The organism is Paramuribaculum intestinale (assembly GCF_030759015.1).
Classification (GTDB): domain Bacteria; phylum Bacteroidota; class Bacteroidia; order Bacteroidales; family Muribaculaceae; genus Paramuribaculum; species Paramuribaculum intestinale.
Genome location: NZ_CP098825.1, coordinates 546,295 through 559,743, shown reverse-complemented (window position 1 = coordinate 559,743; position 13,449 = coordinate 546,295). Strand labels below are relative to the sequence as shown.

The 13,449-nt window shown below is 48.4% G+C and carries 13 protein-coding genes; 5 read left to right on the top strand and 8 right to left on the bottom strand.

The genetic code is table 11. The features are described 5' to 3' along the window. Window position 1: 1 nt before the first annotated feature. The 8 genes from NF347_RS02415 to NF347_RS02380 form a co-directional block, all read right to left on the bottom strand. Window positions 2–1,201 carry an AAA family ATPase gene (locus NF347_RS02415; RefSeq protein WP_107037032.1) on the bottom strand — a complete coding sequence of 400 codons (1,200 nt, stop codon included), beginning with the start codon at window positions 1,199–1,201 and terminating at the stop codon, window positions 2–4. Window positions 1,202–1,526: 325 nt separating this feature from the next. Next, complete coding sequence (gene istB, locus NF347_RS02410; protein ID WP_289685785.1) at window positions 1,527–2,267, bottom strand: IS21-like element helper ATPase IstB; 741 nt, start codon at window positions 2,265–2,267, stop codon at window positions 1,527–1,529. Window positions 2,268–2,294: 27 nt separating this feature from the next. Continuing rightward, a complete protein-coding gene (istA, locus tag NF347_RS02405; protein WP_237613085.1) occupies window positions 2,295–3,839 on the bottom strand; it encodes an IS21 family transposase in 1,545 nt (514 codons plus the stop codon). A 490-nt stretch (window positions 3,840–4,329) separates the two neighbouring features. Beyond that, a complete protein-coding gene (locus NF347_RS02400; protein ID WP_107036386.1) occupies window positions 4,330–4,707 on the bottom strand; it encodes a hypothetical protein in 378 nt (125 codons plus the stop codon). A 57-nt stretch (window positions 4,708–4,764) separates the two neighbouring features. Beyond that, the gene (locus NF347_RS02395) at window positions 4,765–5,127 is read right to left on the bottom strand and encodes a hypothetical protein (protein WP_107036385.1); all 363 of its coding nucleotides are present in this window, start codon (window positions 5,125–5,127) and stop codon (window positions 4,765–4,767) included. A 2-nt stretch (window positions 5,128–5,129) separates the two neighbouring features. Continuing rightward, window positions 5,130–5,297: a glyoxalase gene (locus NF347_RS02390; RefSeq protein ID WP_107036384.1), complete on the bottom strand. Its 168-nt coding sequence runs from the start codon at window positions 5,295–5,297 to the stop codon at window positions 5,130–5,132. A 63-nt stretch (window positions 5,298–5,360) separates the two neighbouring features. Continuing rightward, window positions 5,361–5,669, bottom strand: coding sequence for a sulfide:quinone reductase (locus NF347_RS02385; RefSeq protein WP_237613027.1), 309 nt, complete (start codon window positions 5,667–5,669; stop codon window positions 5,361–5,363). Between the two features lie 11 nt (window positions 5,670–5,680). Then, window positions 5,681–5,875 (bottom strand): hypothetical protein, encoded by a 195-nt coding sequence (locus tag NF347_RS02380; protein WP_107036383.1) that lies wholly within the window; start codon window positions 5,873–5,875, stop codon window positions 5,681–5,683. 387 nt (window positions 5,876–6,262) lie between these two features. Between NF347_RS02380 and NF347_RS02375 the strand changes: the two genes are divergently transcribed. The 5 genes from NF347_RS02375 (at window position 6,263) to NF347_RS02355 (ending at window position 13,447) form a co-directional block, all read left to right on the top strand. After that, entirely contained in the window at window positions 6,263–6,994 is a 732-nt protein-coding gene (locus NF347_RS02375; protein ID WP_107036382.1) for a DUF6577 family protein, read from the top strand. Next, window positions 6,987–8,048, top strand: coding sequence for a nucleotidyl transferase AbiEii/AbiGii toxin family protein (locus NF347_RS02370; RefSeq protein ID WP_107036381.1), 1,062 nt, complete (start codon window positions 6,987–6,989; stop codon window positions 8,046–8,048). The genes NF347_RS02375 and NF347_RS02370 overlap by 8 nt, the downstream gene beginning before the upstream one ends. Window positions 8,049–8,127: 79 nt before the next feature. Next, window positions 8,128–8,454 (top strand): hypothetical protein, encoded by a 327-nt coding sequence (locus NF347_RS02365; RefSeq protein ID WP_107036380.1) that lies wholly within the window; start codon window positions 8,128–8,130, stop codon window positions 8,452–8,454. 671 nt (window positions 8,455–9,125) lie between these two features. Further along, window positions 9,126–11,072, top strand: coding sequence for a site-specific DNA-methyltransferase (locus NF347_RS02360; RefSeq protein WP_107036378.1), 1,947 nt, complete (start codon window positions 9,126–9,128; stop codon window positions 11,070–11,072). After that, a complete protein-coding gene (locus NF347_RS02355; protein WP_107036377.1) occupies window positions 11,069–13,447 on the top strand; it encodes a DEAD/DEAH box helicase in 2,379 nt (792 codons plus the stop codon). The genes NF347_RS02360 and NF347_RS02355 overlap by 4 nt, the downstream gene beginning before the upstream one ends. The last annotated feature ends 2 nt before the right edge of the window (window positions 13,448–13,449 follow it).

Below are 13,449 nucleotides of genomic sequence, written 5' to 3'. Positions count from 1 at the left end.
CTCATTCCTGATTTAAGATGAACGGCGAACCCAACACAGGTTTTGACCCAAACCGACCGATACGATAGGAATTGTAGAGTGAGTGTTCCCTGCGGAGGCCGAGTTTGTCAGCGCGGGTATATTCAGATGCCGCCGTTTCAGATGACTTCTCTACGAACCACACTGATTGACGGTTTTCATTAAACTGATCTTCTGAAAGCAATGTCATCTCCTGTGTTGTGAAAAACAACTGCGATTGGCACGAATTGGCAAGGAAGACCTGAATATAATACAGTAGCAGATCATAATGCAAATCCTCGCCTAATTCGTCAAGCATATAGATATGGTCTCCGGTTATGGCATTATACAGATAGTTAAGATCAACCAGATATTTAATTGTTCCGGCAGACTGTGTGGAGAGAGGCAACATGAAGTTACCTTCATCTGATGTATTTACAAATTCCACATGATTTTCGACACCATCCGATATGACGCTGAAATTTGAAATATTGAAATCAGCCTTTTTCAACATCTGTATGAAGAATTCTTTCTTTTTCTCATCCTGACTTACTTCCTTCAAAAGAGAGACGAGGCTTTCACCGTCATTGCTGACTCCATGTACATGGGACTTAATCCAATTGTACAGTGCCGCAATCTTACATGCGTCTTCCGGCAAGGACACTTTTCCATACGTAGAGAGGACCGAATGATTGTTGAGAGTATGCTCTTTCAGAACCCGGAGGGTCTTCGCCTTTATCCCGATGCTTGTTCCAAATTTAATCTCGCATTGTCTGTCTTCACCGGCAAACTCGCGTTCATAAAACAGAGACTTGCTCTTATTGGGATAGTAATTCAATTCCTCTCTGATGATATGGCTTTCGAGATATGAAATCATATAATCATATCTGATACCGTCGGCATAAAAAGACACGAACATCTTTGTCGGCTGATTCTTGATCAAAGCAAAAGGCATTTCAGAATGTACTCTTTCATTTCGATCCTTACGGTCAATGAACATAAGTTCAAAAGCATTCTGCATCGCTTTGAGCATATTCGATTTGCCCGAAGCGTTGGCTCCGAATATTATTCCCACACGGCCAAGATGAACTCCTTTTGAGATTTCGGCACTCATCCAGTTTTCATCATCGCCGTCCGTCTCGAAGTTCATCGTTTGGCGTTCCCGAATTGACAGGTAGTTTTCAGTCCAGAATTCGCGTATCATTTTGTGTTTTATCTAAAATTTAAGCCTATATTACAGGCTGACTGCAAAATTAGCTATAATTTTTGGCGTTTCCAAGAAAATCAAGGCTAAATCTGGTAGATGCTTTATTCAGATGCGATTTTCAGCAATGTAAACTCCAGAGAGGCGTGACGGCTGAGCTTGTCATCGCATAGTGGATATTCTCAACAAATTGACCCCCTATGGATTATTTAAATTGACCCCCATTGATAACCTGTGATTTTTGGACAGTTTTTACAGGGGTTGACAATAGGGTCTGGGGGATTCTGATGGCGTGTTGATAATTAAGATTTATTTACAAAAATAATCATTTGATTTTATTCTGCAACTTGCGGATGGACTCTCCGAAGAGCTCTATCCTTATCGAGTGGTGCACGATCCTGTCGAGGATCGCATCGGCGATCGTCTTCTCTCCGATCACGTCATGCCAGTCGCATACGGGAACCTGGGAGGTGATGATGGTGGCCCGTCGTCCGTGCCGGTCCTCGATTATGTCCATCAGTGAGGATCGCGCGGCGGCATCGAAGGGATGTATGCCGAAGTCATCAAGGATGAGAAGGTCGGTACGCTCGATCCTTTTCAGTTCGGTAAGAATCGTGCCTTTTGCCTTTGCGGCCTTCAGCTGGCCCATCAGGCGTGCTGTGCTGGCGTATAGCACGCGCATCCCTTTCTGGCATGCCCGGTAGCCCAGAGCGGTTGCTATGTAGCTTTTGCCGGTGCCGGCACTGCCGGTGATGAAGATGTCGCGTGGCTCGGTGACGAAGGTCATCTCGGAGAGCCGCATCAGCAGGTTCCGGTCAAGGCCGCGCTCAAGGGAGTAGTCTATCTCCTCGATTGAGGCGCGGTAACGGAACGAGGCCTGTTTCTGCAGGCGCTGTATAAGCCGGTTGGTGCGGTCGTCCCATTCATTTTCCACGAGCCACGCCACGAACTGGTCTGTTGTCATGCCTTCGCTTTTGAACGATTCCATTGATGTGCGGAAGGCCGCGTGCATGCCCAGCAGCCGCATCTGCGACATCCGGGCGAGTGTCTGTTGGTTCATTTCCATTGTTGTATGTATTGTTGGATTGATATGTTACCTGAAGTATTCCTTCCCGCGTATGTTTGCATGCCGGGGCATCTGGGCGCTCTCCTCGCACTCTTGACCGGGAAGGGTGTCGTCATCGAGGCAGTCATGACGGCTGCGCAGTATCGAGTCGACGGCGCTGTAGTTGTAGAGTCCGGAGGATGCGGCCCTGCGGCAGGCCCTGACCAGGCGGTCGTTGCCGACCCTGGATGCGAACGACAGTATGCCCTTGCAGGATTTGTAGGCCTGTTCGGGATGGGTCTTTGACTCTATGACATGCCGCAGGAAGTCCTCTACGTCGGCATGTATGCGTGCCCCCTGCCTCAGGAAGCCCTCGACGCTCCATCCGCTCAGGTCCCGGTGGGCCGAGGCAAGGTGATTCGGCTCCGTGGTATACCCGTACGGGCGCCATCCTCTGGGATGTACGGCCACGCGGTCTCCGCCGCAGTATATCTCAACCGTACGTGAGTCATACAGTATGTTGACCTTGCGGCCGATAAGACGGTGGGGCACGCTGTAGTAGTGGCGGTCAAGGCGTACGTGCCCGTTGCGCTGTACCGTGGCGGTATGCCGTTCCTTCAGCTCGAACCTTATGGGATTTAACGGGCGCAGGTACATGCGCTCCAGATCCTCGAACTGCTCGCGGCGGCTGTAAGGGCGTCCGCTCATGCGGGCGTTGTTGTGAAGCTCCAGCGCCGTACGGATAGCGGCGTTCAGCGACACAAGATCATGATGAGTGCGCTGTCGCACCAACGGGTAGATGCTGCGGTAGATGAGCTTGACGGCGCCCTCCACCAGGGCCTTGTCGCGCGGCTTGCGCACGCGTGCCGGTATGACTGCGCAACCGTGATGCTCGGCGAAGGCCGCGTAATCCTCATTGAGCTCCGCCTCGTAACGGCTTGCCTTCTTTACGGCAGCCTTGAGATTGTCTGGCACGATGGCCGCCGGTGCCCCGCCATAAAAATGAAGCGCATTCTCACAGCACCGTATGAAGTCCTCCTTGCGCTGGCTCATCACGGCCTCAACATATGTAAGCTGTGAGCAAGGCAGTATGGCCACGAACACCTCCACGGCGATGATCCCGCCGCTGTCACGGTCGACCAGCTCCAGACGGTCGCCTGCGTAATCGACATACATCTTGTCGCCGGCCTTGTGTTCCAGATGCGCTATAGGGTGCATCTGCGCCACATACAGACGCATCAGACGGCTGAACGTCGACCGGGAATAGCCTCCCGGGTGACTCCCGATATAGTCGTCATACAGCTTCTGCCGCGTCATACCTCTCTTTTTCAGACGTCTGACATAATCAGGCATAAGTCCCATAAGCTCCTGATGGCGGCTTGACACGGGTTCCGAACCGACCGCTCTCACTCCGAAAATCTCATTCAGATCCGGATCCTCCAGTTTCAGAAGATCCTCGATGCCACGGTTCAGCTCCATAAACCGCCGGAGGTATTTACGCACCGTGTTGCGCGCTATGCCCGTCAGGTTGCTGATACTCTTGGCTCCGTTGCCGTTGGCGTGGCATCGGAGCACCTGTCTTAATTTGTTCATGCTCAGTTTTCGATTTGCCATCAGTCGTATGTTTAATATTATTTAACATACAATATAGCTCAAAAACTCCTTTTGCCAACTCCCGTAAAGTCTTTTTCCGGGGGGTAATTTGCTTGACCGGACGGGGGTCAATTTAAATGATTTTCCGGGGGGCAATTTATCTGGTCAACCGGGGGGCAAATTCACTGAGTTTTTCCAACAAAGGAGATGATCTCATCCACGAGCGATGAAATCCGACCGCCGGTCATTGCCGCCGTGAAACTGAACGGCAGACCGTTCCTGGTTATCCGCTGGAAGTCGAAGTAAAACGAATTATTGCCGCAAGCAGTTATCGAAACCTGCCAGCCACAGCCTACTGCAATTTTGATTATATCACTATGAAACATCTTCAACCGATTTAATTTTTAGGTACATTTTTCATTTATTCCGCACCGCAGCCCCACCGAGTCCGAGAGGATCCGGCGGGGTTTTCGGTAGATATGGCTGCGCCTCAGTATTCCTCCGGCACCTTAATATCCCGGACGGCATCCAAAAGTTCTTCAATCATCTTCTCGGTGGCTTCCATGTCTTCAAGCACAGCTCTCATGCGGTATGGCGCACCGTTTCTTCCGTGTCCGAACTGGTCGAGCCATATGTACGTCTCGTAGTCAACATCAAAATCCTCGTAATACTCCTCTATATTCTCTATGAGGGAGTTGATGTTGGCGCACTTCATTTCAGCCGAGAATGAGAAGTCGCGTCCTGCCGGAGTGAACTTGCCAAACTCAAACTCCGCTGTCTGCTTCTTGTAGATTATTCCTGCTTCCACCTTCCAGCCTTTCGACTTGGCACATTCAACTACAGCGTCGGTCAAATCATCTATATACATATTGTTACGGTGTGTTGTGTCAGCCGTAGCGGAGAGTGCCACGGCTGACGGGGTAATTCAATCCTCGAATCTTGCGAGAAACTTCTGCAAGCGGTCATCGCGTAGGTTCTTCAAGGCGGTCGGCTTGAAGTTGGTCTGCTGCCTCACTTGAAGTTTGCCGTAACCTTGTGCGCTAAGGTCGAGTTCGACTTCGGATAACTCGTTGAGTGACACATAGCCATACTCATCCTCGATTAGACCGGTCACTATGGCGAACATGATGGTGTCGCCTCCCTCTCGTTCGCCTTCAAGTATAAACCATCGGGCGGAGCCGAGTGCGAAGATTGCGCGGCAAATTGCTTCCTTTCCCTTGCCGTCCTGGGAATAGAGGGGGTAGTCCTTCAAGCCTTCCTCCAACTGGGGTGTCTGTAGTCTGCACATATTCAGTCAAATGTTATTTCGTCGGGATAAACTTCAATGGTGGCTCCGCTGCTAAACTCAATGATAAAGCGGTAGCCGTTGCGCTCCACCACCGTGGCGCGGTGGTATCCACGCCATGGAGTGTTGAGTTCGCATTGCCGTCCGTATTCGGGAAAATCGGTGTTATTCATATAAGTATAAGTTTGTTTTGAATACTTCTGTATGACAAGTAATTAAGCATTACGCATTATGAATTAAGCATTGTCATAGTCGGGGTCAAAAATGAGGTCAGCCTCGATTAGATGGGCGTATGCCTCGGCTGCGAGACGCGAGGCCCACTCGTTGCGGTCATCGTAACGGCCTTTGCGGTAGTTGTGGGCGAGTCCTTTCATGTAGCCCAACATTACCTTAAACGCCTGCTGCTGGAGATAGCGGTGCATGGTTGTCATCGCCATGCCGGTCTTCTCGGTGCTGCTCACTTTGCCGTTGACAAAGTTCTCGAAGTCGCGGACAAACTCCTTGTCGCCCTCGGCTATCTTCATGAAGTCGATGTCTGTATTCATATCGGTAGTGGTTATATGGTTGCTTGATTATAGATGGCTGGCTCGGCAGACACATTATATATGTAATCGCCTGAGCGCACCAAAAGGCAGTCAGCTCCATAATAGAGCTTCTTCATGCCTCGGACACTTCCTGTCTTGTGGAAGTTCGGGAAGCGGTTGATGCCGACACGGCGTCCCTCCTCGATTGTCATTTTCTTTACTCTCATAGTTCCTTATTATTAATGAGTTCAATTCTTTTTCCCTTTTTGTGAAGCTCCTTTGAGCTTCTCGGTCGGGAGAACCGTTTTTCGTGCAAGTACGCACTGCGGACACGAGGGAACATAAGGCAAGAGTGGAGGCAATGACTGCGACCGAGATACCCATTTTTGAGGCACGAAAAAATGTGGAGGCTCACGGGCGCAGTCATCGCCGGAAAGCGTAGCGGCTCTTGCCGTTGCTCCCGTCCGCAGTATCTTCGCACCGAAAAACCTCTCCGACCCGGAAGCGCAAAGCGATGCAATCAGAAAATGCTGTACTTGTAACTAAATAACGGCAAATCATTTGGAGATTTGCCGTTATTTAGTTAACTTTGCACTTGATATACAAAGACTCCAATGACAGAGACACGCACTGCCATACTCACGTTTGCCGAGAATCGGGATAGCTTCCGGTTCGCCGAACTGTTGTCGTATCTCAACGGACTGTTTGAGATTTCGAAGGTCACGCTCTCCTGGTATCTCAGGGAAATGATCAACGACAATATTATCTTCAAGCTTGGCCGTGGCATATATACGGCACACAAGGTGCAGACATCGGAATACACGCCACGCCTGAGGACCAAGGCTGTGAAAGTCGGCAAAATTATCGCCCGTAAGTTTCCATTTGTCTCGGTCAGCGTACTCGATGGTCAGGTCTTTGCTGATTTCCAGCATCATATTTCCTCCAACAATATAATATATGTGGAAGTGGACCGCGATGCCATGGAATCAGTCTTTCATTCTTTGAAACAGGAGGGATATACCGCGTATCTTAATCCGTCGAAGGATTTTGTATATGACAACATCGACTTGTCAAAGGAGGGTGTGATTGTGAAACCCTTGATTTCCGAATCTCCTCTTATGGATTTCAAGGGAGTGAGGACCCCGCATCTGGAGAAAATCCTTGTCGATATTTATTGCGACGATGACTTGGACTATCTTCACGGCAGCGAATGGAGCCGGATGTTCGACAACGCCCTTTCGATGTATTCCGTCAACCGAACCGCAATGCTGCGATATGCCTCGCGGCGCAATGCCAAACCGGCCATAGAAAAGGCCATAGAAAACTTGGGAACCCACAATGATTAAACCACACTGTTTCGGCAAGGACTGGTTTCAGTCAATGTCGAAAAAATACCGTTACAACGACCTCGGCATTATCGAGAAAGTCATCAGGGCCTTTGCTCTCCTCGACCTTTTGGCCCGCTCAGGCTGCCCTTATATCTTCAAGGGTGGCACATGCGTCGGTCTGATACTCGGCGACAAGACACGCCGACTTTCAATCGACATTGACATTATCTGTCCTCCCGGTACAAATGTCGAAGAATATCTTGACCGCATAAGCGAGTTCGGTTTTACAAGGAAAGAACTGGTGGAACGCCGTCAGGCCGGAAAAGATATTCCAAAGAGCCACTCCAAGTTCTTCTATCAGATAGCCTATACCGACCGTTCAAACCAGGAGTCATATATCCTGCTTGACGTTTTGTATGAGGACACACATTATCAGCAGGTGAATGAGATAGAGGTCATCAACCAGTTTATCGAGCTTGATTCCGAGCCGTCGATTGTAATGGTTCCATCCATAGGCGATATTCTCGGCGACAAGCTGACGGCATTCGCTCCCAACACCACCGGCATACCTTATTATAAGAATGGCAACTCCCGTGGCACCGAAATCATGAAGCAGGTCTATGACATAGGTCGTCTGTTCGATGCAGTCGAAGATCTTGAGCTTACAGCCAAATCGTTCAGCCGCATTGCTCTGGTGGAACTTGGCTACCGTGGTCTTGGCGCAGACCCGTCGGTAATATATGAGGACATACGGCAGACTGCTCTTCTCCTTGCTACGCGAGGATTGGAGGGGAAAGGCGACTTCCCGTTGTTGCAGGACGGCATCAAGCGACTCGGCAACTTCATCTATGAGAACAAATACTTCATCGAGGATGCGATTGTCGATTCGGCAAAGGCAGCCTATGTCGCCACTTGCATAGAAAAAGAGCAAACGCAGATAGAGAAATTTGACATCTCAAAACTGACCTCCGACATGAACATAGACCATGTATTGCCTGTCCGACTCAACAAGTTGAAGAAGACACGCCCGGAGGCTTTCTTCTATTGGTATCTCATTGACCAGATTCTATAGAACAAACAACACACATACTAAATAATGGCAAATATAGTCCGTATTTGCCATTGTTTAGTTTTTTTGATGATATAAGATTATGATTAAAGAGACACGGCTGTCGCCGGAAATGATTGACGCTCTGGAGCTGGCGATTCGCGAGGCTGTGCAGGAACGCATCGACACCGACCCTGATGTTGCCGACTGCTATCTGCGCATCACCCCGGGCAAATGGCTTGTTCAGGTCATGTATATCGAGGAAAGCAATCTCACCACACCCAACCGCGATGTCGCTCTACTCAACCTCATGTACGACCTCAAAGACTCCTACGGCGGCAATGAAATCTGGATGCTCAACGATGAAGCCATCCATGACCTCGCACAGTCTTATGGAGAAATGATAGAAATTGACATTTGCATGAATTAAGTGCAATCAATTAGCATTAATTAACATTAGAGTACAAGAATCCTGCACCCTTGACTGCTAATTTTGCGGTCAAACAATAAATCATACATCATCAAACTATCAAATTTATTTCGATATGGCAATTATAATCATGTTACTGGTTCTTCCATGCTGGCTTTTGCAAGCTCTCAAAGATGGAGGAGATGTTTAGTAGTGATTTCAGAAATAAGCCTTTACGCACGATTTTTAAGGCTTATGGCACCGCTTATCTCCGAAATTTTTGTTAACTTTGCATTTCAAGAACGAATATATCTGAAAAATGGCCAATAACTACTGACAAAGACTTACGGTGAGAGCCGAGAAAACTTTGAGAATACCCACGTAGTCGTTACGGGCTTTGGTCGGCCTTCAGATGCTACATGGGTATTCTCTTTTATTTTGACAATATGCGTTTTTCTAAATATCCTTCAGGAACTAAGTTTGAGGTTACAGTAGATTTTCCTCTGATGTTTTCTTCTGATGACATCAAACGTTATCTCGAACTTGCTAATATGATATGTCTTAACAAACAAGAACAATCTGAATTAATTCGTATTAGACGTTCTATTGCGAAGGCTGTAGACTGTAACGATGTTGAGATTATAGTAAGTGGCGAAGTCCTCATTGTTCACTTATATTGATTTCCTATTAGAATGAAAGCGACTGACCGAAATAAATTGATAGACAGAATCAAGACCTTGGAGGGCTTGACTGACGATGAACGCGCTGCGCTTCTCGGACTTCTCAACGAGACCAAGACATACGGTCTTGTTTGGGAAGATAAGCCCGAAGAGGTTGAGGAGCGTTTACGCATGGAGCTTCCGGTTCTCAAAGAGGTCAGGAGTAGAGCCATTATCTCGGATAATGCTGATTCTCCTAATCATATCCTCATTGAAGGTGATAACCTTGAAGCACTCACCACTCTTGCATATACGCATGAGGGTAAAATCGATGTCATCTATATTGATCCGCCTTACAATACTGGAAAAAAGGATTTCGTCTATAACGATACGTTTATTGATTCTGAAGATTCTTTTAGACATTCAAAGTGGTTGTCTTTTATTTCAAGACGATTAAAAATTGCGAAGAAACTTCTTTCCGATAAAGGCGTTATTTTCTTGTCTATTGATGATAATGAGCAGGCTTCTTTGAAACTTCTGTGCGATGAATTGTTTGGTGAATCAAATTTTTTAGGACAATTAATACTAAAAACTGCCACAGACAACAATCCCTCTCAAATAAACACAGAGCATGAATATATGTTGTGCTACTGTAAGCGTCGCGAAACACAAAATAATTGGCAACGACAAAGTCAAGCCGCAAAGCGACTTATAGCGGCCGGTAAAGAGATTTTATCATCTGGAGTAGCGATTGATACGGCACAGAAGGAACTGCGGAAGTGGATTAGAGCGAATAAGGAGCTACTCCCACAAGTTACTCATTACAATAATATTGATAAAAAAGGAGTATACAGTAGTTCTGGTAATTCGTCCAACCCACATCCCGGCGGATATACATACGATATTATACATCCGATTACTGGACTACCATGCCCTAAACCCGCTAATGGGTGGAGATGGCCTCAAACTACATTCTTAGCTTATGATAATGCTGGTGAGATAGAATGGGGAAAGGATCACTCTACTCAACCTCATGTTAAGAAGAGAATAGAAACCTCGATGGAATACTTGAGAACTCTTATTTATGAAGACAATAGAGGGACAACTAAAACATTAGCAGAAATATTTGGAGGCGAAAAAAGATTTGACAATCCCAAACCCCATACTGTGCTATCTCGTGTTATTGATTTTGCATCGGATAAGGATTCTATCATTCTTGATTTTTTCGCAGGTTCAGGTACTACTCTCCACGCAGTCATGCAGTTGAACGCTGATGATGGAGGCAAGCGACAGTGTATTCTCTGCACCAACAATGAGAACGGTATCTGCGAGAACGTGACATACGAGCGCAATAAGCGAGTAATACAAGGTTACACCAAACCTAATGGCGAAGAGGTTGAGGGTCTGCACGCAAATAATCTTCGTTACTACCGCACTGATTTCGTCGGTCGCCGCCGCACTCCGCAGAATATGCGCCGGTTGATGCTGCTTGCTTCGGATATGCTCTGCATCAAGGAGAGTCTCTATACCGAGCATGACGAGTTTGGTGGAATGGAGACCTTGAAAAACGGCTTCCGTTATTTCACTTCGTGCAATCCCGGCGGCACTCGGAGAAACATTAAGCAAGCTCAAGTTTCCTCCTCGTTTGCACGGGATTTCTCCGACGGAAAGAAGCAGATGCTGATTGTCTATAACGAAGAGGCAATCTACGACATAGTGGATGCACTTGAAGCGATGGAAGTTGCATCGCCGATAATCGTATATGTCTTCTCACCCGGCAACGATGCGTGGAACTCCGAGTTTGAGAGCGTTTGCGATAAAGTGCGACTTACGGCTTTGCCTGCCGCAATCTACAACGCCTACAAACGTGTGCTTCCTAAACCCAAAACAACTCTGCTCAATCTTGAAGAAGTGCCGAAAGAGGAGAAAAAAGAAACTGAGGATCTGTTTGACTTTGATGAAGAAGGAGGTGAGGCATGAAAGATTTCGCATATCAGCAGGACGCTGTAAGGGACCTGACCCAAAAGGTGGCTGGTCTGCTCAATGAGGGAGGCTCGCGCCGCAAGGTCGTATTTGAGGCACCGACAGGTTCCGGCAAGACGGTCATGGCTTGCCATACACTGGCAAGCATAGTCGATACGCTGAAATCCGACGGCACCAACCGCTATGAGGATGTTGCCTTCATTTGGTTTGCGCCCCGCAAGCTCCACCTCCAGAGTTATATGAAACTCAAAGGGGCGTTCTCCCACGGACGCGAGTTGCGCCCGGTAATGTTCGACGACCTCGAACAGAGCGAGGGAATCCAGCCCGGAGAAATACTTTTCGTCAACTGGGAAAGCGTCAACAAGGATAAGAACATAATGGTACGAGAGAGCGAGGCAAACGCATCGCTCTATGAGATATGCCGCCGCACACGCGAGCAGAACGGACTGCCCATAATCGCCATAATCGACGAGGAACATATGTTCTGGTCGAAGACCGCCGACAAATCGGGAGCGGTGCTCGACCGCATCAATCCTACAGTCGAGATACGCATTTCCGCAACACCAAAGACCATGCGGTCTGATGAAAAGGTGCGTATTGGCCGCGATAAGGTTATAGCCGCTGAAATGATCAAGCGTGAGGTTGTGCTCAACCCCGAACTCGACAACGGTATCACCGATGAGACAACGCTCAACAACCACCTGATGAAACTCGCTCTCGACAAGCGCGACCAACTGGCAGAAGCTTATAAGAAACTCGGTGTCAACATCAACCCGTTGCTACTCATCCAGCTTCCCAATGACCAGAAGGAGACCATGACAGCCGAGGACAATGCCATTGCCGACTTCGTGCGGCAGTATCTCGACACGATGCGCGACATAACAGTCGAAAACGGGCGTCTCGCCGTGTGGCTTGCCGGAGAAAAGAGTAATCTCGCCGGACTTGAACAGCCTGACAACATGGCACAGGTGCTTCTGTTCAAGGAAGCGATAGCCCTCGGTTGGGACTGCCCCCGTGCGGCAGTGCTTCTGATTTTCCGCAAATTGTCGAGCGACCAGTTCACCATTCAGACCGTGGGTCGCATCCTGCGTATGCCGGAGCAGCATCATTATACCGATGACCGGCTGAACGTAGGCTATGTCTATACCGACATTGCAAAGGAGAAAATCAACATCGTCACGACCGATGCCGACTATATCAAGAAATATGCAGTCGTGGCCGTTCGCCGCCCCGAACTCAACAATGTGGAACTGAAATCGGTATATTCTGAACGACCCAACGATACCCGAAACTACTTCGGTCCCGACTTCAGAAAGATTCTGTATGAGGAGAGCGAGAAGTTCTGGAACATAGAACAGGCGACAGGCGGTCTGTTCAGTCTCGCCGAACTCGCCGCCATGCGCGGTGAGGATGAAGCGCCTAAGCCTCTGCCGGAAACGGAAGACGAGCAGATCAACGAGAACAGGCGCCGAGTAGCGAATGTTCTGCGCCTTGATGTGCCGAATGTGAATATCCCGATTCCCAAGGACATACATTTCCAAAATGAGGTTCAGACCATAAGTGTCGATGGCCAGAGCGTGAAATTCGCCCGTACCGCCGCAGAGATTGACCGTGTGTTTATTAGCGAAATCTCAAAGTATGTGAGTTCGTTTGAGAACAAGAATAATCCTGCCGACAAACTTGCCGGTTATCTGCTTGAAACGATAGCCGACTTCTTCGGAATATTCGACACAGATGCCAAAAAGGTGTTCCTCTATCATGACAATCGTCCAAAGTTTGACCGTCTGCTCCGTATCGCGCTTGAACGTTATATCAAGATAAGGGAAGCGAAGCGGCAGAGAGCATCGGCCCGCGCCATGAAGGAATTTCAATGGAGTGTGCCGGAAGAGCGTATGTATGAGGACGAGACACATCACCTCAAACTTGCCGACAACCATGCACTCCAGCCATTCTTCGAGTTGAACACCGCCTCTACGCCTGAAAAAGAGTTCGCCGATTTCCTTGAAGAGAATACGGAATATATCGACTGGTGGTACAAGAATGGCGACAAAGGACGTCAGCATTACGCCATTGAATATACCGACGAGGCCGGAAACAAGACACCGTTCTATGTCGATTTCGTTATTCGTCTGAAAAACGGCAAGATCATGTTGTTCGACACAAAGAGTCCCGGGAGTGAACCGTTGACCGCCCACTTGAAGCATAATGCGCTCAACGCTTACATCGTAGAAGAAAATGCAAAAGGATCCAGTCTTGTAGGCGGCGTGATTGTAAAGGACGGCATGAACTGGGTATGGTCACGCTACACGATTGAAAACACAGTCGATCACACCGGCTGGGCATATCTCGATTTCAAACAGGAAAACTCATAGGC